This window comes from Arthrobacter sp. P4_F11 (genome assembly GCF_056401395.1).
In genome coordinates this window covers 66,242-91,565 of the sequence record NZ_JBFUJK010000017.1, presented here as the reverse complement: position 1 = coordinate 91,565, position 25,324 = coordinate 66,242, and the positions used below count along the sequence as shown (strand labels likewise).

Sequence of the window (25,324 nt, the reverse complement as noted above, 5' to 3'; positions counted from 1 at the left end):
GTAGTTTAGGGTCGGCGTTAAATGGGCGCGTTCAGTTTAAGCCTGTAAATTGAACGTATGACCCCAACCAAGAAGCCTGCCCTGCACCGCGCCCTCGGTATCTCCAAGGAGATTGAAGACGCGGCGTGGTTTGTGCTGGGCCCGGGGTTGCTCGGCAAGGCGTCCCCCCTGGACGGCCGCACCAAAACGTGGTCCGTCCAGGCTGCCGCGGAGTTGCTGGAACGCCTCGAACGGGGCGTTCCAGATCCCAAGGCGCCGATGATGACCAACCTGCGCCAGAACCTGGAAGACGCCACCCGCGGGGCGAAGCAACTGGCCGTGGAGCTACTCTTCCTCCAGTCCCTGCCGCTGGCCCACGAGGTCAAGTCGCTGAAGGTCAAGCGGGCCCGCGTCGCCGAGGCGGCATCCTGGCTGGAGCCTGCGCTGGAGCTCCCCGACGAGCTCTACGCGGGCATGACGGACCACGGCGTGATCCGGGACCGCACCGCGGAATTCAACTGGACCATCTGGGACCACCTGAAATGGCTCTGCCGCTTCGTGCAGCACGTCGCACAGCGGCCGGCCCACGTCGTCCAGGCCGCGGTCAAGGATCCGCTGGCCTTCCACCGGTTGGTCGCCGGCACCCCGGATGACCAGCCGGCCATCCGCCGTAGCATTGAGTTCCTGGTCTGGCCCAGCTATTTCGAACCCGTGGTGGCCGATGTCGAACGGCAGGAGATCCGCGACGCTTTCGCTTCCCTCGTGGGCGGGGCCAAGGGGGACAGTGACGAGGACATTTCGGCGGACATCCACCGGATCCGCCTGCACCTGGACCAGCAGGCCGGGCAGCGGATCGACTGGTACTCACGCCAGCTGGTGAGCCAGTGGCGGAAGGTCGGCGACCCCGGCCGCCGCGCCTGGCTCCTGCGCACCCACCACGACAACGCCGAGCTGCTGGGGGAGTGGCGGGACGAGGAAGCGGTGACGCTCGACGTCGAACACCTCCGCCTGCTGGACCCCGGCGTCACCGCGGGGCTGGTCCAGAACGCCGTTGACGAGGACTACAAGCACCTCGGCTACGTGGAGCGTGAGGACACCAAGACCGCAGTCTTCGCCTTCCTGACCGTCATGAAGCCGGGTGACCTTGCGCTCTACCAGAGCTCGGGCAAGGTACGGATCGGCGTGGTCCTCGGCGAACCGGAGCATGCCAAAGACAACCGCCAGCTCCGCCGCAAGGTCCGCTGGTTCGATGAGGAACACGACGCCACCGGCCTGCCCCGCCACGTGCAGCGCCAGCTGACCACCTCCGGCAACATCGTGGACATCACCCGCGTGATCCAGGCGCTCGAGGCGCTGCTGCCGGCTGAAGCGGAAGCCGAGGACGGCGACGGCGCCGCGCCGGATGCCGCCGTCGAACCGGCCTGTGACGGGTTCCGGCCGCTGACGCCGGAGTTCGCCGCGTCCCTGCACATGGACCTGGAGCCGCTGCAGGAAATCGCCGAACTCCTCGAGGAGAACCGGCAGCTGGTGCTCTACGGTCCGCCGGGAACCGGCAAGACGTACCTCGCCAAACACCTCGCCGCCGAGCTCGCCGGCGACACCACGGACGAGCGGGTCAAGCTGGTCCAGTTCCACCCGTCGTACGCCTATGAGGATTTCTTCGAGGGCTTCCGCCCGGACAAGACGGACGAGGGACAGGTCTCCTTCAAGCTCGTGGCGGGACCGCTGCGCCGGCTCGCCGAGGAAGCGGCGAAGCCCGGGAACGAGAGCAAACCGTACTTCCTGATCATCGACGAGATGAACCGCGCCAACCTCGCCAAGGTGTTCGGCGAGCTGTACTTCCTGCTCGAATACCGCGACGACCGCATCTACCTGCAATACAGCCCCAACGAGCCCTTCACCCTGCCGGACAACCTTTACATCATCGGCACCATGAACACCGCGGACCGCTCCATCGCGATGATGGACGCGGCCATCCGGCGGCGCTTCTCCTTCATCGAGCTGCACCCGAAGACGGAACCCGTGAGGGGCTCGCTGCTGCGCTTCCTCCAGGCCCGCGACCTGGACACGACGCCGGCCCTGCTGCTTGACGCTTTGAACGACGCGATCGACGAATGGGACCGCGACCTCATGATCGGGCCCTCCTACTTCATGAAGAAGTCCGCGCAGACGCCCAAGGGCCTGCGCAGGATCTGGAAATACGAGCTCATGCCGCTGCTGGAAGAGCACTATCACGGGCAGCTCAACCGCGCCCAGCTCGAGGAACGGTTCGGACTGGAACAACTCCTGGGCCGCCTGGCGCATGCCTAGGCTGGCCGGGGACGCCGTAGCGCTGGACCGCAGTTCGTCGGACCGCAATGCCTCTGACCACTGGGTTTCATCAGAAGGCGGTCCGGCCGGGCGCGGTTCATCAGGTCGTGGTTCATCCGGACGTGGTTCATCCGGACGCGGTGCGGCGGAGGCCTGCCGGCACATTGTCCTCGACGAACTCTCCGTCGGCGTCGTGGAGCGGCTTGATCCGGCCACTGCCGCCTACGTCAACGCCAGCGGCCTGGCGAAGGCCTCGCCGATGGGCATGGGCCTGTACCGGGTCGAACCGGTGGGGACCGTCGGCTCGGTGCGCACTCCCGCCGTGCAGCTGGAGGTGCGACCGAAAGGTCGGCTCGGTCTGAGCCGTTTGCTGTTCCTCCTCGGCTACGCGGGGGACCAAGGGTTCCGGGACGATTCTGTCGCCGCGGTGGAGCACACCGACCTTTGGAGCGCCCTGGCCGAATCCTTGGCGCAGCTCGCTGACCGGGCGCTGAGCCGCGGCGTGCTGCAGGGGTATCTCATGGTGGAAGAATCCCTCCGGACCGTCAAGGGCCGGATCCGGATGTCGGACCAGATTTCCCGCCGGCCCGGCATGCTGGTTCCGCTGGAAGTCTCCTACGACGAGTTCACCGAGGACATCGCGGAGAACCGGATTCTGCGCGCCGCACTGGAACGGATGTCCCAGGTGCCGCGGGTTCGGCCGGAAGTCCTGAGCCGCCTGCGCCAGCTCAAGGGAAAGCTCGACGCCGTGACGCGCCTTCAGTCCGGCGCGCCGCTGCCGCAGTGGCGGCCCAGCCGGATGAACACCCGTTACCACGCCGCTCTTCGGCTCGCCGAACTGATCCTGCGGAACGCGTCGGCGGAGGCCGGCGACGGCAAGCAGCAGTCGGCGTCGTTCGTGGTGGACATGGCAAAGGTGTTCGAGGACTTCGTGGGAACAGCCCTGCGCGAAGCCATGGCCGCCTACCCCGGAGAAATGCGGTTGCGCTACAACGCCCTGCTGAACGAGGCCGTCCGCGACTCGGACCGCATTGTGGTGCAGCCCGGTGCCGTCCACTTCCTCGGCGGCCGGCCCGTGATGGTGTACGACGCCAAGTACAAGGCCGCGGCCGACGTCGGCGCGTCCCTTTCGGGCGACCACTACCGGATGCTGGCCTACTGCACATCCTTGCGGGTGCCGACGGCGTGGATCGTTTACCCGGGAGCCGGGGAAATCAAGCTGCGCCGAATTCTCAATACCGACATCGACATTGTCGAGTTCCCGCTGGATCTGTCGCTACCGCCGTCGGAAATCCTGGCCGCCGTGGCAGATCTTGCCCAGCAGTCGTGGGGCGAAGTGCTCCGGCAGGCCAGTATCGACAGGTCCGCCGGCTAGGCGGATTCCTGCTGGTCGGCCACTGTCCGCAAATGTTCCAGGAGCGCCTTTTCCGGCTGGCCCGGGTTGTTGGCGACGTGCCACTGGAGTTTCTCCCGCACGTCAGCTTCTTCCGGGTTGGTGCCAGCCAGAACCTCATCAATGATCGAGGCCGCCTGCCGGCGCAGCGGCTCCAGATCCGGGTTCGCTCCGCGGAGCGGGCGGGGCCGGAAGCCGTGGAGCCTCGTGTGGCCGAGGCGACGGAACGGCAGAACTGTGGGGTCTGAATCTGTGGCGCTGGAATCTGTGGGACTGGAATCTGTTGGCGCAGCAGCCGTTTCGGGCTGGTCGTTGGACATCAGCAAGTGCGGCATCGTGCGCTCTCCCGTGTTTGCAGTACGCGTTGGTACTGACCGAATAATGCCTATCGCCCCCGGAGTCGAATATTAGCTGAGGTCGTTCAGCCTGCACCGGAGGTGGGCCGCGCGACACGCGGGGCGTTGCTGCTCAGCGAAGGTCCTCAGGAGGGTTAGTCCCGGGCCGGGTTGTGCAGGAAAGGACTGTGGAGGGGAGGGCCCTGGAGGAAGGCATCGAGGCGGAGCTCCAACGCCGATCGGTCCTTCAGTTCGCACTCCCACACGGTGAGGACTTCCCAGCCATCGAGTTCGAGCTGAAGCCGCTGGGCGGCGTCGCGGTTCCGGGTGCGGGTGCGCTTGGTTTCCCAGAACTCGGCGTTGCCCTGGGGTGCGTGCTGGCCCACACGGCAGTCGTGGAAATGCCAGAAGCAGCCGTTGACGAAGATGACTTTGCGGCGGCCGGCGAAGACGAGATCGGGGGTGCCCGGGAGTTTGCCGCCGCTCGCGGTGCCGTGCAGGCGATAGCGGTATCCCTTCGCGTGCAGCAGCCTGCGGACCAGCATTTCCGGCTTGGTGTTCTTGCCCCGGATCCTGGACATGTTCCAGCTGCGCCGCTCCGGAGTCAGCTTGTCCGCCATTGTTTAAGTCTAGACGGGTGCCAAGTCCTGGCGCCGGGCAGCAGCCGCCGGGCAACAGCCTCGGGGCGCGGGTCTGAAGCGGACGGGGGGCGGCGGGCCGGGGAACTGCGGGCGGTAGTCGCCGTCGGGCGTTAGATTTCCCGCTCCGGGTGTTCGCCGAACTGGAAGTGGCGTCCGCTGAGCGACGTCGGCGTGATTTCGACGTAGAAGTCCTTCAACGTCGGAACCCACGGTTTCAGTCCGAGGGCCTCGGCGTCGGCGATGTCCGCCGATTGGTCGAGCACGCGCGCAGTGCCCCGCAGGACTACTGACCATGCTTCCTCGGACAGGATCCCGTCGGTTTCGAAGAGCACCTTCGAGTTGATGGTGAGCTCGGCCAGTTTGTTTCCCGGGGCGGTGCGGAGGAACAGTTTCCGGCCGTTGGCCGCGTAGTTCACGGGGAAAATGTCGGGTTCTCCGGCCACGGTGACCACGAGCCTGCCGTGCTTTGTAGCCTCAATCAATGTCCAGGCTTGGTCGTCGTCCAGTGTGAGGATCGGATTGCCGTCTTCGTGTTCGAACATCATGGGTTCATTGTTCTGAATTGGGCGGTCGCTGGCTAGGGGCTAAAGGACTGCCGGGGTGTTCTGCCGGGGTGTTCTGCTGGTCCGACAGGCGGGCACATGCTGCCTGTGGATAATTTTGACCGGCAAAATGTGATCTCAGTTACCCTTAAGCCACAAATTGGCTTCAATCGTCTTGATTTTCTATCGGGGGAGTAGCTGACCATGACATCTCGCACTTCGCTTTCCGGTCCCTGGCGAGCCGGTGCGGTCGCTTGGGTGTCGATCTCCCTGATGTCGGCCACAGCGTGCAGCGGGGGTGGAACGCCGCCTCCCGGATCTCCACCTGCTGCTTCGCAGAGTCCCTCAGGGCCGGCCACCCCGAGCGCAACTCCCACACCTACTGCCAGCTACAAGCCCGCCGACGCGACCGGCAAGGCGCAGAACGTGCCAGTACCCGAGTTGCCGGAAGCTGCGAAGGCGGAGACGAAGGAAGGCGCGATGGCCTTCGCCAGCTATTGGTTCGGCCTTCTCAGTTACGGGTATGAATCAGGCGAGTTGAAGACTCTAGAGACTGTGACCTCATCGGCATGTGAAGCATGCGAAAAGGCCAAAAGTGTTATTCAAGCATGGCATTCGGAAGGGCGCTGGCTCGTGGGAGGAAAAATATCAACTCCTTCCATAAGTACAGAGTTCACCAAGAGCGCTGAGGCCACGTACCAAGTTGTGGTTCAGGCCCATCAGACGCCACTAACGTATGTGCGGGCCGACGGCACTATCGCTCGCCGTGATCCGCAACCTGATGACACCGGAAATTTGCTGTTTGTAGCCTTCAAGAACGGCGCCTGGAGCCTTGTCGATGTCGGCAGAATCGTGGCGTGAGGAATGCGACTGTCCAGGATGTCGCGAATCGCGCAAATGCTGTTGGTCGTGTCGGCTTTGGTCGCAGCAATGGGGGTCAACGCGGCGCGTGCGGATGATCCAGACATCTTCGGAGATTGGCATCCAGACAGTGTCAAGGTCAACGGATGGGCGTGGGACAGTTCTTTGAAAACGTTTGTTCGCAATAAACCCGGATCTGTATCTGCCGACCCCTTCCAGTACAAATACGAACTCCAATGCCATTTGGGCGGAGGCGACTTTGACGCCGACTGTCTCGCCGCAGCGGTGGACTGTTCGAACGGTCCAGACGGAAAGGCCGGCATTCCCGTTATCTGGCTGAAAGCGCCGGCCGGCGTACCAAACCCGACATGGTCATTTCACTCCGGCCCGACGTGCCTCTTCGATCCCCGGCCGGCGGACTTGCTGCCCCGAATTGCCGCAATGATCCAGAGGGAGTTCCAGCGGCTTCCGATAACTGCGGGACTGTCTACGGCCCAACCCAGCCCCAACACGCTCCGGGGCGCCGAGACCAATTTCTTCGCCAGCGCCGCAGATCAGCAGTTCGACATCACAATCCTGGCCCAGGCCGTCCACGTCACCGCTAAGCCGGTCCAGTACTCCTGGAGCTATGGCGACGGCACCTCGCTCGGCCCGCAAGCGGTGGCCGGCGGACCGCTTCCGCAGGATCGCTGGGGCGAGAAGACCCTGACGAGTCACGTGTACACCCAGACCGGCGACTTCCCGGTGGTTTTGACGACGCATTTCCAGGGAACCTACTCCGTCAATGGCGGACCGCCGCTGCCCATCCCCGGCCAAGGGCAATTCAGCTCGCCACCGCAGACCGTCAGTGTCTGGCGGACGATCACCAGGAACTACGCAGACACGTGCCTGCAGAATCCCCAAGGCCAAGGCTGCCCCGGGGTCGCCCCGCCGCCTCCCTAGTCCGTGACTAGGCTCGCAATTCCCGGTCCATCCGTTCCATCCGGGCATTCACGAGCTGGCAACGCGGGTCGTCCGGCCCCAATAGCGCAGCCACGGCAGCCGCAGTCGCCGTATCGAAGGACCCCATGTCGCTGGTGCACCACTGCAGCATCAGCCGGGCATCACCGCTTGACCGGACGGAAGCTCCCACGGCTGTGTTGAGCTCGTCGCGCATGAACCCGATCGCCAGATTGACCGAACGGGTGAGCAGTTTTGACGGGTACGCCGCGAACGCCTCGGCAACCCGACCGTCCCGCAGATGACCGGCCACAACGGAAGCGTCGGTCACGACGTTGAGGGTTGAAGAGAATCGGTAGGGGTTCGCTTCCAGGACATCGCCCAGAACGGCGCGGATCCGGTGGATCTCGGTCCGGATCGCCGCACCGGTGCCCGCATCGCCATGGATCTCGTACGCCAATTCTTCGGCACTCCAGCCCTGATCACGCGAGGCCATCAGGGCCAGGATCTCGGCGCGGCGCACAGTCAGCGGACGGCTGATACCGCCGTCGACTGCCGCGGATGGCGCGTCCCCCAAGAGCCGCACCACGAGCTGGGGCCGAGCGCCGCCGTCGCGCACTGCCCGCTCACCACCCGGGGACCGCTGCCCCGAACGCCCGACGCCGCCGTCGGGAAAAGGTGCCGATTTCAGCAGCTCCTCCGCGAGCCGCACACCACAGCGCACCAGCCGCAGGCTGTCCGGCGTGACCGATTCGAACGGGCCAGAGACGTCCAGGACGCCGACGATGTCGCCGGTCAAAGGGTCGCGAATGGGGGATGCGGTGCAAGCCCAGTCATGGTGGGTCCGCACGAGGTGCTCGGCCGAGAAAAGTTGCGCCGGCGCACCCGTCACCAAGGCCTCGCTGATGGCGTTGGTGCCCACCCCTGATTCGGACCAGTCGGCGCCCTCCACGAACTCCAGCGAGTCCGCGAGCCGCAGGGCCTGCTTGCTGCCGACGCGCCACAGCACTTCGCCCTCGTGGTCGGTGACGATCAGCAGATGGCGTCCGGTCACGGTCTCATCGGCCAGAAGCTGTGACAACGCAGGCATCACCGCAGCCAGCCGATGGCCGGCGCTGAGGGATCGCGCCTCGGAAACTTCATGCCGGTGCAGGGGCCGGTGCTGGTCCGGATTGATGCCCAGCGCCAGGGAACGTTGCCAGGACTTAATAAGCGACGGCGAGAGGTGCGGATCCGGAGTGCCCGAAATCGTGGTCTCGTGCGCCGCCCGGAGTATTCGGGCGTATTCCGCCGGTGCAGAAAACCTGAGGTCCGAGGGATGCGTGATGGGGCCGTTGCCCTGCCGCATGCTCATTCTCTCAACTCGCCCTCGAATCGTCGCACCCGGCTGGGTCCCTGCCGCCGTCGGCCAACCTGCGCGCCCGCCGACAGCTTGAGAGCTCCGTGTAACCCGATTGTAACCCCCTGCGGCTTCTACTTGTGATGCGGGTCACTGCATGGTCTACACGCCACGCAACGGGAGCGGCCCCCTGTCAGCAATGGAAAGAGGAATCATGCCTGAGACACCAAACGGCGTCGTCGGGGCGTGGCTGGCGCAGTTCGATGAGGCACTGCGCAGCCACAACACTGACGCCGCACTGGAACTTTTCGACGACGACTCGTACTGGCGTGACTTCGTCTCCTTCACCTGGAACCTCAAGACGTTTGAGGGCAAAGAGGACATCCGGCGCATGCTCGAGGCGACCCTGGACGACGTGCGGCCCAGCAACTGGACCCTCGCCGAGGACGCCACCGGGGACGCCGCCAATGCCGAGGCCTGGGTGAACTTCGAGACCGCCCAGGCCCGGGGCTACGCCCATCTGCGCCTCCGGAATGGCAAATGCTGGACCATGCTCACCACCATGCAGGAACTGAAGGGCTTTGAGGAAAAGAAGGGCCCCAACCGGGACAAGGGGGTCGCCCACGAGATCACCAAAGGCCGCAAATCCTGGCTGGAACTGAAGGAGGAACAGGAGGCGAGGCTCGGCTACGAAGACCAGCCCTACACCGTCATCATCGGCGGCGGCCAGGGCGGGATCGGGCTGGGCGCGCGGCTGCGGAGGCTCGGAGTGCCCACCATCATCATCGAAAAGAATGAGCGCGCGGGTGACTCCTGGCGTAACCGCTACAAGTCCCTCCACCTGCACGATCCGGTCTGGTACGACCACCTGCCCTACATGAAGTTCCCCGACGACTGGCCGGTTTTCGCGGCCAAGGACAAGATCGGCGACTGGCTGGAAAACTACACACGGATCATGGAACTGAACTACTGGTCCAAAACCGAGTGCACCAATGCCCGCTTCGACGAAACGTCCCAGGAGTGGGTGGTGGAGGTGATGCGCGACGGCGAACCGGTCACCCTGCGCCCGAAGCAGCTCGTCTTCGCCCTGGGTGTATCGGGGTACCCGAGCGTCCCCACGTTCGACGGCGCCGAGTCCTTCCTGGGGGAGCAGTACCACTCGTCCAAGCACCCGGGCGGTGGCGACTGGACCGGCAAGAAAGCCGTGGTCATCGGCTCCAACAATTCGGCCCACGATATCTGCGCCGACCTTTGGGAACACGGCGCGGACGTCACCATGGTCCAGCGGTCCTCGACGCATATTGCCCGCAGCGAATCCCTCATGGACCTGGCTCTCGGCGGGCTGTACTCCGAAGAGGCGCTGGCCAACGGCGTCACCACGGAGAAAGCCGACCTGCTGTTTGCCTCCTTGCCGTACCGGATTCTGCCCGAAGCCCAGATCCCGGTTTATGCGGAGATGGCCCGCCGGGACGCGGAGTTCTACTCCCAGCTCGAGGCTGCCGGCTTTGACCTGGACTTCGGCGTTGACGGCTCCGGCTTGTTCCTGAAGTACCTGAGGCGCGGCTCCGGCTACTACATCGACGTCGGCGCCTCGCAGCTGATCATCGACGGCCGGGTCAAGCTGGCCAATGGCCAGGTCAGCAAGATCACCGGCAACTCCGTCGTCATGGCCAACGGAACGGAGCTGGATGCCGACGTCATTATTTACGCCACCGGGTATGGATCGATGAACGGCTGGCTGGCTGATCTGGTCTCGCCCGAGGTGGCGGACGCCGTCGGCAAGTGCTGGGGGTTCGGATCGGATACGCCGAAGGATCCGGGGCCGTGGGAGGGGGAACTGCGCAACATGTGGAAGCCCACCAACGTGGAGAACCTGTGGATCCACGGCGGCAATCTGCACCAGAGCCGGCACTATTCGAACTATCTTGCCCTGCAGCTCAAGGCCAGGATGGAAGGACTGCCGACGCCGGTCTTCGAGCTGCAGCCCACGCATCACGCGCGCTAACCGCACGCGCTGACTCACGGGGTCGTGACAATCTCAGGCACGGCCACCAGACTGGGGCTACGGCCCCGCTGTGAAAATCCAACTTTTATTCCGTGGATGCGCCTGACCGGGCGCATCCACGGTCCTGGACTGCGAAGGTGAAACACCATGAAAGCAGCACGATTCCACGCCCGCGAGGATCTCCGGATCGAAGACATTCAAGAACCGGAGCTGCGTCCGGGAACGGTGAAGATCGCCGTGGCCTGGTGCGGTATCTGCGGCACCGACCTCCATGAATTCCTCGAAGGACCCATTTTCACCCCGCCGCCCGGCCACCCCCACGTACTTACCCACGAGGCCGCCCCGGTCACCCTGGGGCACGAGTTCTCCGGCACCGTCGAGGAGCTGGGGGAAGGCGTCAGCGGTCTGGCCGTCGGAGACAACGTCGTCGTGGAGCCGTACTACGTCTGCAATGAATGCGGTCCCTGCCTCAGCGGCCACTACAACCTGTGCACCAAGTTGGGCTTCATCGGCCTGGCGGGCGGCGGTGGCGGCTTGAGCGAGAAGATCGTCGTCGACACCCGGTGGGTGCACCCTGTCGGCGACATCCCCCTGGACGAGGCCGCACTGATCGAACCCCTTGCGGTGGCGTATCACGCCGTCGGCCGGAGCGGCGTCAAAGCCGGGGACGTCGCCGTCGTCGGGGGTGCCGGACCCATCGGCCTGCTGACCGCCGCGGTCCTCAAAGGCATCGGCGTCACCACGATCGTTACCGAGCTGTCTGCCGCCCGTAAAGACAAGGCGACTTCGTCCGGGGTCGCGGATCACGTGCTCGATCCGAGTGCCGAGGACGTCAAGGCGCGCGTGCTGGAACTGACCGACGGTGCGGGGGCCGATGCGGCGTTTGAATGTGCCGGTGTGAATGCGGTGCTGGACACGATGCTCGACGTCGTGAGGCCCGCCGGCGTCGTCGTCAACGTCTCGATCTGGGGGCACCCGGCCACGGTCGACATGCAGAAAGTAGTGCTGAAGGAAATTGACCTGCGCGGCACCATCGCCTACTGCGGCGACCACGAAGCCGCGATCAAGCTCGTCCAGGAAGGCAAAGTCGACCTGAAACCCTTCATCACGGGGCGGATCGCCTTGGACGACTTGGTGGACAAGGGGTTCGACACGCTGATCAACCACAACGACACCGCGGTGAAGATCATCGTCCACCCGTAGTGATCCGAGTCTCACCAGGGAATAGTTGCAGACGCCTCGCAGTTGCCGCCAGTGAACCCATTCACTGCGAAAGGAATTGCGCATGCTGTTTTCCCCGATGACCCTCGGCGAGCTGGAACTGCCCAACCGGCTCGTCATGGCGCCGCTGACCCGGCTCCGTTCCGGCCAGGAAGGTATCCCGGGGCCCCTGGTTGCCGAGCACTACCGCCAGCGCGCCTCACTGGGCCTGATCGTCAGCGAGGGCACCTATCCGAGCCCGGCCGGGCGCTCGTACCCGGGCCAGCCCGGCATCGTCACCCCGGACCAGATTGCCGGCTGGAAGAAGGTCACGGACGCCGTTCACGCCGAAGGCGGCCGGATCTTCGCGCAGATCATGCACGGTGGCCGGGTTTCGCACGAGGACATCACCGGCGGCCACCAGGTGGTTGCGCCGAGCGCCATCGCCGTCGAGGCGGAGACCCGCACGCCCAAGGGCAAGCAGGCGCACCCCGTGCCGCACGCCCTGACCACCGACGAACTGCCCGGCGTCCTGCAGGAAATTGTCCAGGGCTCACGGAACGCGATCGAGGCAGGGTTCGACGGCGTGGAGCTGCACTCTGCCAACGGTTACCTGCTGCACGAATTCCTGGCGCCGTCGTCGAACCAGCGTGACGATATCTACGGCGGCACGCCCGAGAACCGGGCGCGCTTCGTGATCGAAGTTGTGCAGGCCGTGGTGGAGGCCGTGGGCGCCGAACGCGTCGGCATCAGGATCTCGCCGGAGCACAACGTCCAAGGTGTCACCGAACTGGACGCCGCAGATGTTCGCGAGACGTACCGCCTGCTGGTGGATGCTATTGCGCCGCTGAACCTGGCCTACCTGAGCATCCTGCACAAGGATCCCACCGGCGAACTGGTCCAGGACCTGCGTTCACGCTTCAACGGCGCCTTCCTCGTCAATACCGGATTCGGCGTCATCACCACCCGGGATGAGGCCATCTCGCTGGTTGCCGACGGGCACGCTGACGCCGTCGTCGTCGGACGCCCGGCCATCGCAAACCCGGACCTCGCCCGCCGCTGGCGCGAAGGCCTGCCGGTCAACGAGCCAAACGCATCCACGTTCTACGCCGACGGCGCCGAGGGCTACACCGACTACCCGGCCTACCAGAACTAGGGCCAACGGCGGTGCGGTAACCGACGCGGAGCCGTGCAGCGCACGCTCGGTTGGACATGCTCAGCCGCAGCCACGATCAGTGGGCAGAATGCCATTCTGCCCACTGATCGCATTTAACAATGAGCATGTCCCCCGCCGGGCAGGTCCGAGATTGAACATGCTCCGTGGTGACATGTGTGGCTGGACATGCCCCATTCCGCGTTCCCAGACCACCGGACGTGTCCCATTCCGCGTTCCCAGACCACCGGACATGCCCGGTCGCCGCCACGGCCAGTGGGCAGAAAGCCATTCTGCCCACTGGTCGCGCTTAACAATGAGCATGTCCCTCGTTGGTTGGGCCCAAGGCTGGACATGTCCCTCGCTGGCGTGTGCGGGTGGGCATGTCCCGTCCTGCACATCGGGGCACCGGGACATGTTCCCCCGACGAATTGGCCACTGGACATGTCCCGTGGCTGGCGCCGGGACTGGGCATGTCCCCCGTGGGCTTAGGACGCGGAGCGAGGGGCATGTCCAGCGGTGGGGGCGGCAAATGGGCATGTCCCGGAGGGGGCCTCGCCGTGCCTGGTCCTATAGGATCTGAAGATGCAATTAGCTTCCACCGGCAGCCATTCTGAGGGGCGCCCCGCCGGCCGCCCCGTCAGCCGGCAGGTCCTGGCGGACCACGTCTATGAGGAACTTCTGGCGTCGCTGATGGATGGCCGGCTGGAACCCGGAACCGCGGTCAGCATCGACGGGACCGCCCGGGAACTCGACGTCTCGCCCACCCCCGTGCGGGAGGCGCTCGCCAGGCTGGAACACACCGGGATGGTGCGCCGCGTGGCCCTCAAGGGCTACCGGGTTGCTCCGGTGTTCACCCGGGAAGACTTCGCCGAGCTTATGGAAGCCCGGCTCGCGATCGAACCTGTGAACGCCCGCCTGGCGTGTGCCCGGCTGACCACCGGCCACCTGGCCGAATTGGAACGGGCAGTCGCCGATCTCAAGGACGCTCCGCGCGGGCCCTCCTTTGCCGAGTTCCGCGGCTACCTCGAGGCCGACGAGCGGTTCCACCGGCTGATCGCGGAGCAGACGGGCAACCAGTTCATGGTGGCCGCCTACGCCGCCCTCGGCGGGCAGATTCAGCGCTTCCGCCTGTTCGGGGGAGTGGGGATCACCGACGCCGACCACGCGATCGCCGAACATCAGGCCGTCCTGGATGCCTTGGCGACGGGCGACCCGGAGAAGGCCGCAGCCGCAATGGCCGAGCACGTGCAAAAGGTGCGCGGCCGCGCCATCGCGGACGCTCCCGCGGAATAAGCCTCGCTTCCCAGGCTGACGCACGCGGGTCCAACACCGCGTAACAGTGCGCCGCACACGGCTTCTGCGCCCTCTTTTTGTGACACCCTTCACAGCTGATCGAAGACCCTATAGGATCTTCGATTGTGACGGCTACGGTGCCGGCATGGGGAGTCACAAGGGAGTGAAGAGTGCAAACAGAAACTTTGGCCGCAGGGCCCAAGGAGTCCGCAACACGCCGCACCATCAAGAATCTGCGGTGGTGGATTCTCGGCTGGGCGCTGGCCGCCGGCATCATCAACTACATGGACCGCAGCGCGATCTCCATCGCCGCGCCGCAACTGATCAAAGACTTCGGCATGACCCGGACGGACATTGGCCTCCTGGGCACCGTGTTCTCCTGGACCTACGCTTTTGCCCAGCTGCCCGCTGGCTGGCTCGTGGACAAGCTGGGCGCCCGACGGATGTACTTCCTCGCAATCGCGGGCTGGAGCATCGCGACTGCGCTGATGGCCGTCGGCACCAAGATGTGGCAGTTCGTCACCTTCCGCTTCCTGCTCGGCATCACCGAGGCCCCCAACGGGCCGGCGTCGGCAAAGCTCACCGCCGACTGGTTCCCCCGGGCTGAGCGCGGACAGGCCACCGCCATCTGGGACAGCGGTTCCAAGTGGGGACCCGCCATCGCGCCGCCCGTCCTGACCGCCATCATGCTCGCGTTCGGCTGGCAGGCCATCTTCCTCTTCCTCGGCGTCGCAGGCGTCGTGCTGGCATTGGCCTTCTTCCTTTACTACCGCGCTCCCGAAGAGCACAAGCGCATCAGCGCGAAGGAACTGGATTACATCGAAAGCCAGCGCACCACCCAGCTCCTGACTGCCAAGAAGGTTTCGTGGCTCGGACTCTTTAAGCACCGCCAGATCTGGGGCATGATGGCCGGATTCTTCTGCGTCATTTGGATCTGGAACATCTTCATCGTCTTCCTGCCGCTCTACCTGCAGGAAGAACGCGGTGCCAGCATCGCCAGCTCCGGCTGGCTTGCGGCTGTCCCGTACCTCGGCGCAGCCATCCTCGGCATCACCGGCGGCTGGGTCATGACGCGCTACTCGAAGAAGGCCGGCCGCGATCCGCTGCTGGCAAAGCGCCACGTGATGTCCGTTGCGGCGGTTGCCGCCGGCATCCTGATCTGCCTCATTCCGTTCGTGGATTCCCTCCCGCTCGCCATCGCTGTCATGACCGTGGCGCTGGGCTTCGTTGCCACCATGCAGGCGGCCGCGTGGGCCATGCCCGGCGACATCGTGGACAACTCACAGGTGGCCTCCGTCGGTGCCATCCAGAACTTCGGCGGCTACTTCGGCGGCGCCTTTGCCCCGCTGCTGACCGGTGTGATCGCCGATGCCACCGGCTCCTACGCGCCGTCGTTCGTGATCGGCGGCGTCATCGCCGCCCTGGCCGCCGTGGCGTACACCGTGCTGGTCCGCGAACCCATCAAGGACAAGACCGCAGCAGCGCAGACAGAAAGCCGAACCGACGCATGAGCACAGCAACAAATGCATTGACGACGACGGCGGTCGCCACCACGGCGGCCGCCCCGGCGGCGGGAACCACCACCGCGGGCACCGCCCGCTCGCCGTTCACCGTGGCCGTCACGGCCGACGCCGCGCGGCCGGACGGAAGCTCCATTCACGGGGATCTGGGGCTGCAGCGGCTCAGCGAGCATGGCATCAGCTGGAGCGTCCTGCCCAGTTACACAGACCCGGTTCCGCTGGCCGACCTCGCCGGGGTCCAGGCCGTGTTGTCTCTGGGGCACATCGCCTTCGATTCCCGCACCGTGGACCAGGCCCCGGACCTGAGGCTGATTGCCCGGTTCGGGGCCGGCTACGAAACCATCGACTTGGACGCCTGCACCCGCGCCGGCATCGTTGTCACCAACACCCCGGATGCCATCCGGCGGCCGTTGGCGGTGGCGGGACTGACGCTGCTCCTGGCGCTCTCGCACAAGCTCCTGGCCAAGGACAGGCTGACCCGGACCTCTGACTGGGCGCAGCGCGAGCACTACCGCGGCGCGCCGCTGGTGGGCCAGACGGTCGGCATCGTGGGCTTCGGCAGTGTGGGCGCTGAGCTCGCCCGCCTCCTGGCCCCGCTCGGGGTGAAAGTCGTGGGCAACAACCGCAGCGGCCGCCACGCGGAGTCCGCCGGACTCGGCGTCGAACTGCTGGGCCTGAATGAGCTCCTGGAGCGCTCGGATTACGTTGTGCTCTGCGCTGCGCTGACACCGGCGACCGAAAAACTGATCGGCGCGGCCGCGTTGGCGCGGATGAAGCCAAGCGCCTACCTGATCAATATCGGCCGCGGAAAGCTCGTGGACACGGATGCCCTCCGGGACGCCCTGCGGGAGGCCCGGATCGCCGGCGCCGGCCTGGACGTCTTTGAGCCGGAACCCCTGCTTCCCGACGACGAGCTCCTGACCTTGGACAACGTGGTGCTTTCCCCGCATTCCCTGTGCTGGACCGAGGACTTCACGCGGGACGTCGCGGCGAGCGCCATTGGGTCGATCCTGGCGGTCGCGGCAGGGGAGCGCCCTGCCAACGTCCTGAATCCGGAGGTCTTCGCGACAGCGGCCTTCGCCGCGAAGCGCTCGTAACCCGGGGGTGTGACCTTGACAACATCCCCTTAGATAGTAAATCCTATAGGAAACAGGATTCCACGAAGGAGTGAACCCATGGCCTATACAGCCGAAAACTGGCCCATCACCGCAGCGCTCCTGCAGTTCCCGGGGACCGACGCGCAGGGCAACCACATCAACGACGCCGACGCCTCCGCCTGGGCCGAGGTCCTCACCGAGGTCAAGGACGCCGGCTTTGCCAATGCCGACCTCACGGACAGCTGGGTCCGCCCCGGTGACCTGAGCTCGGCGCGGCTCGCCGAGTTCAAGCAGACCGCGGACAACGTCGGCATCGGCATCCCCGTCATCTCGGCCATCCGCCGCAGCGTGATCGAGGAAGGCAACTGGGAAGCGAACCTGGCGTACAGCCACCGCACCATCGACGCCGCCGCCGAGCTGGGCTGCGAGGTCGTCTCGTTCGGACTGCACCAGGCCATCACCGCCGAGCAGCAGAAGCAGCTCTGGTTCTGGACCGTCGAAGGGTACAAGGATCCGGCAGGGGACAAGGAAACGTGGGGCAAAGCTGTGAGCCGCCTGCGCGACCTCGGCCAGCACGCGGCCGAGGTCGGCGTCCTGCTCTCGCTTGAAATGTACGAGGACACGTACCTCGGCACCGCGGATTCTTCCGTTCAGCTGGTTCAGGACATCGGCCTGGCCAACGTCGGCATCAACCCGGACATCGGCAACCTCATCCGGCTGCACCGCCCGATCGAGGACTGGCGCGAGATGGTCGCCAAGACCCTCCCGTACTCCAACTACTGGCACATGAAGAACTACATCCGCGACGAGGACGTCGCCCGGGACACCTACGTGGCGATGCCGGCCCCGATGGAAAGCGGTCTCATCAACTACCGCGAGGCGTTCAAGACCGCGCTCTCCGTCGGCTTCCAGGGCATCCTGTGCACCGAGCACTACGGCGGCGACGGCCTCAGCGTCACGGCCAGCAACCAGGACTACCTCCGCCGCCAGGTCCTGCCGAAGACCGACGGCTACGCCCTCGGCGCGAGCCAGGTGGCCCAGGGCCGGCAGCTGCCGGCAGCCACGGCACTCGCCAGCGCCTGAAGCCAGCTTCTGAACTCAGCGCCTGACCCGGCGCTGACCGGGCGCCGACACCGGCGTGTAGTGCGGCCGTCAAGCCACTTGGGGGGCGGCCGCACCACCCACCTCTCTACCCACAGCATTAGTTCTCCAACACGGATTCAATGAGGAACCATGACCCAGATCTTCGACAATCCCGCTGATTTCGCGGATGAGGCACTGGACGGCTTCGTTGCGGCCAACCGCGGCTACGTGGCCCGAGTCGACGGCGGCGTCGTCCGCTCCACCGAAGTCCCCTCCGGGCAGGTGGCCCTGGTGGTCGGCGGCGGCTCCGGGCACTACCCGGCCTTCGCCGGCCTCGTCGGGCCCGGCCTGGCCACCGCCTCGGCCTGCGGCAACATGTTCGCCTCGCCCGCGGCCGGCCAGGTCTACCGCGTGGCCAAGGCCGCCAACGCCGGCGGCGGCGTGCTGCTGAGCTACGGCAACTATGCCGGCGACGTCCTGCACTTCGGTCAGGCCCAGCTGCGCCTCAACGCCGAAGGCATCGAAACCCGCACCGTCCTGGTCACCGACGACATCGCCAGCGCCCCGCTGGAGCAGATCGAGAAGCGCCGCGGCATCGCCGGGGACCTGACGGTCTTCAAGATCGCCGGCGCCGCCGCAGAGGCGGGACTGGGCCTGGACGACGTCGAACGGCTGGCCATCCGGACCAACTACCGCACCCGTTCCCTCGGCGTGGCCTTCGACGGCTGCACGCTGCCCGGCGCGGAGGCCCCGCTGTTCTCTGTCCCCGCGGGGCACATGTCCCTGGGCCTGGGCATCCACGGCGAACCGGGCATCTCCGACCACCCCATGCCCACCGCCTCCGAACTGGCCGAACTCCTGGTCAGCCGGCTCCTGGCCGACAAACCGGACGACGCCGGCACCCGCGTGGTCGCAATCGTCAACGGCCTCGGCACGGTCAAGTACGACGAACTCTTCCTGCTGTTCGGCAAGATCGAGAAGCTCCTCACCGCCGCCGGGCTCACCGTCGTCGAACCCGAATGCGGCGAGCTCGTCACGAGCCTGGACATGTCCGGGCTGTCCCTGACCCTGCTGTGGCTGGACGAGGAACTCGAGCAGTACTGGGCCGCCCCGGCCGACACCCCGGCGTTCCGCAAGGGAAACCTGGCACCCCGTGCCCGCCGCGAACTCGCGGGTCCGGACGCCGAAGAGACCGCCGACGTCGAACGGCCCACCGCTGCGGCGGCAGCCCTCGGCCGGCTGGCCGCCGACTTCCTCGGTCAGGCGCGGGACGTGGTGGTCGAGCATGAAGAAGAACTGGGCCGCCTGGACGCCGTCGCCGGCGACGGTGACCACGGGATCGGCATGCGCCGCGGCGTGGACGCGGCAGTCGCCGCGGCCGAACAGGCTGCCGCGAACGACGGCGGCGCCTCGCCGTCGCGGGTCCTGACCGCCGCGGGGGAGGCCTGGAGCGAACGCGCTGGCGGGACCTCGGGTGCGCTCTGGGGCTCGGCGATCATCGCGGCCGGACAGGCCCTGGGCAACCAGGACAGCTACAGCGGCGAGGACGCGGCCGCCGCGGTCACGGCCTTCGTGGATGCCATCACCGCGCTCGGCAAGGCCGAGCCGGGGGACAAGACCATGGTGGACGCCCTCTTGCCGTTCCAGGACGCGTTCCTCACCGCGTTCGACGCCAGCACACCAGTGGCCGGTTCCCTAGCCGCGGCGGCGGCCGCCGCCACAGCCGCCGCAGAACGGACCGCCGGGCTGCGTCCGCTCAAAGGCCGGGCCCGCCCGCTCGCCGAGAAGAGCCTCGGCCACCCCGACCCCGGAGCGGTGTCCTTCGCCCTCATCGCGACCCGGATATCCACCCACACCGACACCGCAGACACAGGATCCCGGCCCGGCACCCCCGAGCCGGCGGAACAAGGAGCACAAGCATGAGCACAGCAACAGGCTGGCGCGTGGTCATCGGCAACGATGAGGCCGGCGTCGAATACAAGAACGCGCTGAAGGCGCTCCTCGAAGCCGACCCCCGCGTGGCGTCCGTGCAGGACGTGGGAGTCGGCGCCAACGACTCCACCGCCTATCCGCACGTCGCCGTCGACGCCGCCCGCAAGATCGCCGACGGCGACGCCGACCGGGCGCTGCTGATCTGCGGCACCGGCCTGGGCGTGGCGATCGCGGCCAACAAGGTCCCTGGCATCCGCGCCGTCACGGCCCACGACAGCTACTCGGTGGAGCGGTCCGTCCTGAGCAACAACGCCCAGGTGCTCACGCTGGGGCAGCGCGTCATCGGGCTGGAACTGGCCAAGAAGCTCGTGGGCGAATGGCTGAGCCACCGCTTCGACGAAAACTCCTCCTCCGCCGCGAAGGTGGACGCCATCTGCTCGTACGAACCCGAATACACGAAGGCAGTCTGAACATGACCGAATCAACAGCAACCGCAGCCGCCATCAACGCCGCCCGCAAGATCGCCGTCGTCGGCTCCGGCTACATGGGTGGCGGGATCGCGCAGGTCCTGGCACTCGGTGGCGCCCGGGTGGCGCTCGCGGATGTGTCCGCGGAAGTGGCCCAGAAGAATTACGAGCGGCTCCTGGCCGAATCCGACGAATTCGTTGCCGCCGGGCTCTTCCCGGAAGGTGCCACCGCAATTCTGAAGGAAAACCTCTGGCCCGCCAAGGACATCGAGGAGGCCGTGGCGGACGCCGACTTCATCGAAGAAGCCGTCCCCGAGGTCATCGAGATCAAGCACCAGACCCTCGCCCGCATCAGCGCGGCCGCCCGCCCGGACGCCATCATCGGGTCCAACACGTCCACGATCTCCATCGCGGACCTGTCCGAGCCGGTCACCAACCCGGAACGCTTCCTGGGCGTGCACTTCTCCAACCCGTCCCCGTTCATCCCGGGCGTGGAGATCATCCCCCATGCCGGCACCTCGGCCGCCACGGTCGGCGCCGTCCGCGACCTCGTGCACGCGGCCAACAAGCAGACCGCCGTCGTCAAGGACGTCACCGGCTTCGTGCTCAACCGGCTCCAGTACGCGCTGTTCCACGAGGCCGCCCAGCTGGTGGAGCAGGAGATCGCGACCGCGGAGGACGTCGACACCCTGGTCCGCACCACCTTCGGCTTCCGGCTGCCGTTCTTCGGGCCCTTCGCCATAGCCGACATGGCCGGGCTGGACGTCTACAACTTCTGCTACAAGTCCCTCCAGACCGATTTCCCGGAACGGTTCGCGACGCCGAAGATCCTCACCGACCTGGTGGAGGCCGGAAAGCTGGGCACCAAGACCGGAGCCGGCTTCCTCAACGTCCCGGCGGAGCGCACGCCGGAACTGATCGCCTACCGGAACATGGCGTACGTGGCCATGCAGAAGCTCATCGACGAGCTCGGCCCCGCCCCCATCAGCTGATTCCGCACCTTCCCCTTTCACTTCAGGAGCCTTCCCATGAGCACTTTCCCCACAGAACGCACCGCCATCATCACCGGCGCGGTGTCCGAGCGCGGCATCGGCCGCGCCACCGCCAGCTACCTGGCCGCACAGGGCTGGAACATCGGCATCATCGACCTCGATGATGCCCTCTGCAAGGCGGCGGCCAAAGAACTGGCAGCCGAGCACGGCGTCAAGGCCCTCGGCGCCGGCGCCAACGTTTCCGACGAAGGCTCGGTCCGCGCTGCAATCGACGCCATCGAGGCGGAACTGCCGCAGATCGTTGCGCTCGCCAACGTGGCCGGCGTCAGCTCTCCGGTGCCCTACCTGGAACTCGACGCCGCCGAATGGGACCGGGTGCTGAACATCAACCTCAACGGCGTCCACTACGCCACCCGCCGCGTCGCGGAATCCATGGTGAAGAACAGGATCGGGCGCATCGTGAACATCTCCTCGGTCTCCGCGCAGCGTGGCGGCGGCACCTTCTCCAAGACGCCGTACTCCGTGGCGAAAGCCGGCGTGATCGGCCTGACCCGGGCCACGGCCCGTGAACTGGGCGAATACGACATCACGGTCAACGCCATCTCACCCGGGCCCATCGACACCGACATCATGGGCGGCACCCTCAGCGAGGAACGCAAGGACGAACTCACCAAAGACCTCGTGGTCAACCGGGTCGGTTCCACCCGGGACATCGCAGCAGCCATCGCCTTCCTCATCAGCGAGGACGCCGGCTACATCTCCGGCCAGACGCTGAATGTGGATGGCGGACTCTACATGCACTAAGGAAGAAGCCTCGTGGCCCAACACAGCCAAACCCCCGCGTCCGGATTCGCAGCCTGGAGCAAGGGACGGAAGATCTACCTCGCCGTCGGGATCCTGGCCTGCGCGGCCGGCGTCCTGATGATGGTTTTTTCGCGCTAGTTTTCTCCGGCCGGATCCGGCCTGGCCTGCCTTGGCCGGCCTGATCCGGCCACTTTCATGCAACTGATCACCCCCCTGAGTTACACCACTGATTGCTCGACGAGGAGTTTTTATGTCCGTAACAACAACGTCCACCCGGGACCTCCTGGAGACGCCGGTCCTCAAATCGGCCATCTCCAAGGCCTCCCGCCGGCTCATGCCCATGCTGGTGATCCTGTATGTGGTGGCCTTCCTGGACCGCACCAACGTCGGCTTCTCCGAAGCTGCCCTGGGCGTGGACAAGGGCATTAGCGCCGGCGCCTTCGCCCTGGGCGCCGGGATCTTCTTCATCGGCTACGCCCTGTTCGAAATCCCCAGCAACCTGCTCCTGACCAAGTTCGGTGCCAAGGTATGGCTGGCCCGCATCGCCATCACGTGGGGCATCGTCTCGGCCTGCTTCGCGTTCGTGCAGGGTGAGACGTCCTTCATCATCCTGCGGTTCCTGCTGGGCGTCACCGAGGCCGGGCTGTTCCCCGGCGTCATCATGTTCCTGGCCGCGTGGTTTCCGAACAAGGTCCGCGTCAAGATGTTCGCCATCTTCTACCTGGCCCAGCCGTTCTCCCAGATGCTGGGCGCCCCGCTGTCCGGCTGGCTGATCAACATCGGCGATCAGGTCCCCGGCGTCCAGGGCTGGCAGGTCATGTTCTTCGTCGAAGGCATGCTGGCCGTCGTCGCCGGCATCGCCGCCTACTTCTTCCTGATCAACAGCCCGCAGGACGCCAAGTTCCTGGACAAGGACGAGAAGAACGCGCTCCTGGAGGTCATGGCGCTGGAGGACACCGTCAAGGAAGAGTCCGGGCCGCACGGCGTCCTGGCCGCCATGAAGAACGGCAAGGTCTGGTACTTCACCGTCATCTACTTCTGCCTGCAGATCGCCGTCTACGGCGTCACCTTCTACCTGCCGCAGCAGGTCGCCCAGCTGACCGGCCAGAAGGTGGGCATCGCCGTCGGCCTGATGGCAGCCATCCCGTGGTTCTTCGGCATCTTCGCCTGCTACTTCATCGGCAAGGCCGCGAACACCGTGATCCGCCGCCGGGTCTGGGGCACCGGGCTGTTCATCTCCACCGGACTCTGCATCTTCGGCTCCGCGTGGGCCGGCGCCAACCACATTCCGGCGCTCGGCATCATCTTCATCACCCTCGCCGTGTGCTCGTTCCTCTCCATCGGCCCCATCGCGTGGTCCTACCCGACGGCGTTCCTCACCGGAACCGCCGCGGCCGCGGGCATCGGCCTGATCAACTCGCTCGGAAACCTCGGCGGTTTCGTGGCGCCGATCCTGCGGACCTCGGTCAACCAGATCACCGCCTCGGACACCGGGACCATGGGCGTCTACGCCCTCGGCGTGCTCCCGTTCCTGGCAGCGGCCATGATGTTCGCGACCCGCCGCTTCAAGAACAAGGCCGACGAGCTGCTGGAGCAGTAAAGGCCCCCGGCCTCATTTCCAGCGCGACGTCCAGCACCCCTCCACTGGATCCAGCAGAAAGCATCAACACATGCAGCAGAGCCCCGGCAGCCAGACCTCCAACACCCGCATCCTGGTGGGGGTCAGCACCAAGATGTACCTCGGCTACCGGGACAGCCTGGACTGGCTCGAGCGGCTGCAGCACGAAGTGGACACCCGCCCGGCCCTCGCGGCCGGGCGGGTTGTCCCGTTTGTCATCCCGTCCTTCCCCGTCCTGCCCGCGGCGGCCCGGCTCCTGGCGGGTTCGCCGCTGCTCCTTGGTGCGCAGAACTGCGGCTGGGCGGATGGGCCGTGGACCGGGGAAGTGGCCCCGTCCATGCTCGCGGAACTCGGCGTCCGGCTCGTGGAGATCGGCCATGCCGAACGCCGGCGGCACTTCAACGAGGACGACGCCATGGTGGCCCGCAAGGTCCGGGCCGCGGACGACGCCGGGCTCGCCGCGCTGCTGTGCGTGGGGGAGCGCGACGGCGGGCAGCCGGCGGCTGCCGCGGACTTTGTGTTCCGCCAGATCGAGTCGGCCGTCGACGGCGACTGGGACCTCGCCGGCCGCCTGGTGGTGGCGTACGAACCGGTCTGGGCCATCGGCGCGGCCGAGCCCGCCGCCGCCGCGTACGTGTCCGACGTCGTCAGCCGGCTCAGGGACCAGCTCACCGCCGCCGGCGTGCCAGGGTTGCCGGTCATTTACGGCGGATCGGCCAAACCGGGACTGCTGCCAGACCTCGAGGGCGTTTCCGGCCTGTTCCTGGGCCGGTTCGCACACGACCCGGTGAATTTCGGCACTGTGCTCGATGAGGCGCTCGTGCTGGCCGAAGGGCTCCCCGCGACTGACCCCGCCACCGCGGGACATGTCCAGCCTTGGTCATGAATAGTGGGCAGGATGCCGTTGTGCCCACTGCAGGCTTCTAAGAATGGGCATGTCCAAAGGATTGCCATGAATAACCGCGGGCAGGTCGTGAATCACCGAGGGACATGTCCAGCCTTGGCCCTGAGGATTGGGCAGGACACCCTTGTGCCCACTGTTGGCGTTAAAGGTTGGGCTGGCGGACTAAATTCTCAAAAGCGACAGATGTAATGTTTTCACCAAGGTTGCCAAACGCCATGAGGGCATCCGCAAGCTTTATATAGGTTACTTAACCGCACTCTCGGCTTCTACAGCTTTATTATTTGCCCAACGTGTATCCAAAATGCTCAAGAGTGTAGATGCGATTATTCAATTCAACACGCGTGAACCCCTTATAGGGTGCTTCTAAGCCATTGAAAGCAGTTCCAAAGACTAGCAGCGCCTCCACGGCAATTTTCATCCAATATTGCTTTTCGTTGTCGTCGTCGAATGTGCGATTGACTAGATGCTTAGCCCTACTTTGAGCTCTCGGGGCACTGCCAAAGGTGATAAATTTGAACAGTGTGAACTTAAGTCCAGTTTCAGGGTCAACGACGTGTTCTCGCGACGTGGTAAAAGGGATTCCGCCGCTTGCATTTAGCAGCTCGAAAACTTCGGTGGTGTAGGGGCTTCCTGTTACTAACCATTCGAGATAGACACCGGCGTCGGCATCTGCGACTCGAGGCACCAGATTGTCTTCGGTTTTTTCGACTCTAAACATGCAAATCTCCCCCCAGACTAGCGAAGTGCCAGCCCCATTGAACTCCAGCCAGTGGGCCGAGCCACGACTATCATCACAGCAAGGAGTGCTTCCTGTCGTTACTCCAAACGATGATTTTTCATGATTGCTATCTGCCGAAGTTTCCCGACCTGGTCGGATCCGGGGAACCGGGAGTTACCGTGTTTGCAGCAACAAG

23 protein-coding genes are annotated in these 25,324 nt (G+C 65.7%); 18 read left to right on the top strand and 5 right to left on the bottom strand.

Features of this window, described 5'->3' with window-relative positions; all coding sequences use genetic code 11:
• Nucleotides 1-57 precede the first annotated feature (57 nt).
• Together AC1DRO_RS17720 and AC1DRO_RS17715 are read left to right on the top strand one after the other, a co-directional pair.
• Nucleotides 58-2,289, top strand: coding sequence for an McrB family protein (locus AC1DRO_RS17720; RefSeq protein ID WP_026539091.1), 2,232 nt, complete (start codon nucleotides 58-60; stop codon nucleotides 2,287-2,289).
• Nucleotides 2,282-3,664 (top strand): 5-methylcytosine restriction system specificity protein McrC, encoded by a 1,383-nt coding sequence (locus tag AC1DRO_RS17715; RefSeq protein ID WP_476951847.1) that lies wholly within the window; start codon nucleotides 2,282-2,284, stop codon nucleotides 3,662-3,664. Before AC1DRO_RS17720 ends, AC1DRO_RS17715 begins: the two co-directional genes overlap by 8 nt.
• Here AC1DRO_RS17715 and AC1DRO_RS17710 read toward each other — a convergent pair.
• The 3 genes from AC1DRO_RS17710 to AC1DRO_RS17700 all read right to left on the bottom strand — a co-directional run bounded on the left by AC1DRO_RS17710 (nucleotide 3,661) and on the right by AC1DRO_RS17700 (nucleotide 5,203).
• Nucleotides 3,661-4,002: a hypothetical protein gene (locus tag AC1DRO_RS17710; protein WP_476951846.1), complete on the bottom strand. Its 342-nt coding sequence runs from the start codon at nucleotides 4,000-4,002 to the stop codon at nucleotides 3,661-3,663. The two genes, AC1DRO_RS17715 and AC1DRO_RS17710, sit on opposite strands and share 4 nt — an antisense overlap.
• Nucleotides 4,003-4,172: 170 nt before the next feature.
• The gene (locus tag AC1DRO_RS17705; protein WP_476951845.1) at nucleotides 4,173-4,637 is read right to left on the bottom strand and encodes a very short patch repair endonuclease; all 465 of its coding nucleotides are present in this window, start codon (nucleotides 4,635-4,637) and stop codon (nucleotides 4,173-4,175) included.
• Nucleotides 4,638-4,768: 131 nt separating this feature from the next.
• Entirely contained in the window at nucleotides 4,769-5,203 is a 435-nt protein-coding gene (locus AC1DRO_RS17700) for a pyridoxamine 5'-phosphate oxidase family protein (RefSeq protein WP_476951844.1), read from the bottom strand.
• Nucleotides 5,204-5,404: 201 nt separating this feature from the next.
• Between AC1DRO_RS17700 and AC1DRO_RS17695 the strand changes: the two genes are divergently transcribed.
• Both AC1DRO_RS17695 and AC1DRO_RS17690 read left to right on the top strand, forming a co-directional pair.
• Nucleotides 5,405-6,061, top strand: coding sequence for a DUF6318 family protein (locus tag AC1DRO_RS17695; protein ID WP_476951843.1), 657 nt, complete (start codon nucleotides 5,405-5,407; stop codon nucleotides 6,059-6,061).
• Nucleotides 6,062-6,097: 36 nt separating this feature from the next.
• Nucleotides 6,098-7,003 carry a hypothetical protein gene (locus tag AC1DRO_RS17690; RefSeq protein ID WP_476951842.1) on the top strand — a complete coding sequence of 302 codons (906 nt, stop codon included), beginning with the start codon at nucleotides 6,098-6,100 and terminating at the stop codon, nucleotides 7,001-7,003.
• 7 nt (nucleotides 7,004-7,010) lie between these two features.
• Here AC1DRO_RS17690 and AC1DRO_RS17685 read toward each other — a convergent pair whose 3' ends face one another.
• Nucleotides 7,011-8,348, bottom strand: coding sequence for a helix-turn-helix domain-containing protein (locus AC1DRO_RS17685; protein ID WP_476951864.1), 1,338 nt, complete (start codon nucleotides 8,346-8,348; stop codon nucleotides 7,011-7,013).
• A 205-nt stretch (nucleotides 8,349-8,553) separates the two neighbouring features.
• Here AC1DRO_RS17685 and AC1DRO_RS17680 point away from each other — a divergent pair, with 205 nt between their 5' ends.
• From AC1DRO_RS17680 to AC1DRO_RS17615, 14 genes are all read left to right on the top strand, one after another.
• Nucleotides 8,554-10,344 (top strand): NAD(P)-binding domain-containing protein, encoded by a 1,791-nt coding sequence (locus AC1DRO_RS17680; protein ID WP_476951841.1) that lies wholly within the window; start codon nucleotides 8,554-8,556, stop codon nucleotides 10,342-10,344.
• A gap of 147 nt (nucleotides 10,345-10,491) precedes the next feature.
• On the top strand, nucleotides 10,492-11,547 hold the full coding sequence (locus AC1DRO_RS17675; protein ID WP_476951840.1) for a 2,3-butanediol dehydrogenase: 1,056 nt from the start codon (nucleotides 10,492-10,494) through the stop codon (nucleotides 11,545-11,547).
• Nucleotides 11,548-11,629: 82 nt separating this feature from the next.
• On the top strand, nucleotides 11,630-12,700 hold the full coding sequence (locus AC1DRO_RS17670) for an alkene reductase (RefSeq protein ID WP_476951839.1): 1,071 nt from the start codon (nucleotides 11,630-11,632) through the stop codon (nucleotides 12,698-12,700).
• Nucleotides 12,701-13,282: 582 nt separating this feature from the next.
• A complete protein-coding gene (locus tag AC1DRO_RS17665) occupies nucleotides 13,283-13,993 on the top strand; it encodes a GntR family transcriptional regulator (RefSeq protein WP_243181557.1) in 711 nt (236 codons plus the stop codon).
• Nucleotides 13,994-14,163: 170 nt separating this feature from the next.
• Nucleotides 14,164-15,504 (top strand): MFS transporter, encoded by a 1,341-nt coding sequence (locus AC1DRO_RS17660; protein ID WP_476951838.1) that lies wholly within the window; start codon nucleotides 14,164-14,166, stop codon nucleotides 15,502-15,504.
• Entirely contained in the window at nucleotides 15,501-16,610 is a 1,110-nt protein-coding gene (locus tag AC1DRO_RS17655; RefSeq protein ID WP_476951837.1) for a 2-hydroxyacid dehydrogenase, read from the top strand. Before AC1DRO_RS17660 ends, AC1DRO_RS17655 begins: the two co-directional genes overlap by 4 nt.
• Before the next feature lie 78 nt (nucleotides 16,611-16,688).
• A complete protein-coding gene (locus tag AC1DRO_RS17650; RefSeq protein WP_476951836.1) occupies nucleotides 16,689-17,693 on the top strand; it encodes a sugar phosphate isomerase/epimerase family protein in 1,005 nt (334 codons plus the stop codon).
• 150 nt (nucleotides 17,694-17,843) lie between these two features.
• Nucleotides 17,844-19,616, top strand: a complete 1,773-nt coding sequence (dhaL, locus tag AC1DRO_RS17645) for a dihydroxyacetone kinase subunit DhaL (RefSeq protein ID WP_476951835.1) — start codon at nucleotides 17,844-17,846, stop codon at nucleotides 19,614-19,616.
• Nucleotides 19,613-20,095, top strand: a complete 483-nt coding sequence (locus AC1DRO_RS17640) for a ribose-5-phosphate isomerase (protein WP_018775886.1) — start codon at nucleotides 19,613-19,615, stop codon at nucleotides 20,093-20,095. The genes dhaL and AC1DRO_RS17640 overlap by 4 nt, the downstream gene beginning before the upstream one ends.
• 2 nt (nucleotides 20,096-20,097) lie before the next feature.
• Nucleotides 20,098-21,084 carry a 3-hydroxyacyl-CoA dehydrogenase family protein gene (locus AC1DRO_RS17635; RefSeq protein WP_476951834.1) on the top strand — a complete coding sequence of 329 codons (987 nt, stop codon included), beginning with the start codon at nucleotides 20,098-20,100 and terminating at the stop codon, nucleotides 21,082-21,084.
• Nucleotides 21,085-21,120: 36 nt separating this feature from the next.
• On the top strand, nucleotides 21,121-21,888 hold the full coding sequence (locus AC1DRO_RS17630; protein WP_476951833.1) for an SDR family NAD(P)-dependent oxidoreductase: 768 nt from the start codon (nucleotides 21,121-21,123) through the stop codon (nucleotides 21,886-21,888).
• Nucleotides 21,889-21,900: 12 nt separating this feature from the next.
• The gene (locus tag AC1DRO_RS17625; RefSeq protein ID WP_476851398.1) at nucleotides 21,901-22,026 is read left to right on the top strand and encodes a hypothetical protein; all 126 of its coding nucleotides are present in this window, start codon (nucleotides 21,901-21,903) and stop codon (nucleotides 22,024-22,026) included.
• 112 nt (nucleotides 22,027-22,138) lie between these two features.
• Nucleotides 22,139-23,488, top strand: a complete 1,350-nt coding sequence (locus AC1DRO_RS17620; protein ID WP_476951832.1) for an MFS transporter — start codon at nucleotides 22,139-22,141, stop codon at nucleotides 23,486-23,488.
• Nucleotides 23,489-23,558: 70 nt separating this feature from the next.
• A complete protein-coding gene (locus AC1DRO_RS17615; RefSeq protein ID WP_476951831.1) occupies nucleotides 23,559-24,392 on the top strand; it encodes a triose-phosphate isomerase family protein in 834 nt (277 codons plus the stop codon).
• A 295-nt stretch (nucleotides 24,393-24,687) separates the two neighbouring features.
• Here the strand turns inward: AC1DRO_RS17615 and AC1DRO_RS17610 are convergent, their stop codons facing one another.
• Nucleotides 24,688-25,128: a hypothetical protein gene (locus tag AC1DRO_RS17610; RefSeq protein ID WP_476951830.1), complete on the bottom strand. Its 441-nt coding sequence runs from the start codon at nucleotides 25,126-25,128 to the stop codon at nucleotides 24,688-24,690.
• Nucleotides 25,129-25,324: the final 196 nt, after the last annotated feature.

Bases quoted from the DNA above. Each gene is read 5' to 3' on its own strand.
- AC1DRO_RS17680 (WP_476951841.1), top strand. From the start codon at position 8,554: ATGCCTGAGACACCAAACGGCGTCGTCGGGGCGTGGCTGGCGCAGTTC.
- AC1DRO_RS17670 (WP_476951839.1), top strand. From the start codon at position 11,630: ATGCTGTTTTCCCCGATGACCCTCGGCGAGCTGGAACTGCCCAACCGG.
- AC1DRO_RS17720 (WP_026539091.1), top strand. From the start codon at position 58: ATGACCCCAACCAAGAAGCCTGCCCTGCACCGCGCCCTCGGTATCTCC.
- AC1DRO_RS17630 (WP_476951833.1), top strand. From the start codon at position 21,121: ATGAGCACTTTCCCCACAGAACGCACCGCCATCATCACCGGCGCGGTG.
- AC1DRO_RS17705 (WP_476951845.1), bottom strand. From the start codon at position 4,637: ATGGCGGACAAGCTGACTCCGGAGCGGCGCAGCTGGAACATGTCCAGG.
- AC1DRO_RS17715 (WP_476951847.1), top strand. From the start codon at position 2,282: ATGCCTAGGCTGGCCGGGGACGCCGTAGCGCTGGACCGCAGTTCGTCG.
- AC1DRO_RS17610 (WP_476951830.1), bottom strand. From the start codon at position 25,128: ATGTTTAGAGTCGAAAAAACCGAAGACAATCTGGTGCCTCGAGTCGCA.
- AC1DRO_RS17700 (WP_476951844.1), bottom strand. From the start codon at position 5,203: ATGATGTTCGAACACGAAGACGGCAATCCGATCCTCACACTGGACGAC.
- dhaL (WP_476951835.1), top strand. From the start codon at position 17,844: ATGACCCAGATCTTCGACAATCCCGCTGATTTCGCGGATGAGGCACTG.
- AC1DRO_RS17655 (WP_476951837.1), top strand. From the start codon at position 15,501: ATGAGCACAGCAACAAATGCATTGACGACGACGGCGGTCGCCACCACG.
- AC1DRO_RS17685 (WP_476951864.1), bottom strand. From the start codon at position 8,348: ATGCGGCAGGGCAACGGCCCCATCACGCATCCCTCGGACCTCAGGTTT.
- AC1DRO_RS17695 (WP_476951843.1), top strand. From the start codon at position 5,405: ATGACATCTCGCACTTCGCTTTCCGGTCCCTGGCGAGCCGGTGCGGTC.
- AC1DRO_RS17710 (WP_476951846.1), bottom strand. From the start codon at position 4,002: ATGTCCAACGACCAGCCCGAAACGGCTGCTGCGCCAACAGATTCCAGT.
- AC1DRO_RS17665 (WP_243181557.1), top strand. From the start codon at position 13,283: ATGCAATTAGCTTCCACCGGCAGCCATTCTGAGGGGCGCCCCGCCGGC.
- AC1DRO_RS17650 (WP_476951836.1), top strand. From the start codon at position 16,689: ATGGCCTATACAGCCGAAAACTGGCCCATCACCGCAGCGCTCCTGCAG.
- AC1DRO_RS17635 (WP_476951834.1), top strand. From the start codon at position 20,098: ATGACCGAATCAACAGCAACCGCAGCCGCCATCAACGCCGCCCGCAAG.
- AC1DRO_RS17620 (WP_476951832.1), top strand. From the start codon at position 22,139: ATGTCCGTAACAACAACGTCCACCCGGGACCTCCTGGAGACGCCGGTC.
- AC1DRO_RS17640 (WP_018775886.1), top strand. From the start codon at position 19,613: ATGAGCACAGCAACAGGCTGGCGCGTGGTCATCGGCAACGATGAGGCC.
- AC1DRO_RS17675 (WP_476951840.1), top strand. From the start codon at position 10,492: ATGAAAGCAGCACGATTCCACGCCCGCGAGGATCTCCGGATCGAAGAC.
- AC1DRO_RS17690 (WP_476951842.1), top strand. From the start codon at position 6,098: ATGCTGTTGGTCGTGTCGGCTTTGGTCGCAGCAATGGGGGTCAACGCG.
- AC1DRO_RS17615 (WP_476951831.1), top strand. From the start codon at position 23,559: ATGCAGCAGAGCCCCGGCAGCCAGACCTCCAACACCCGCATCCTGGTG.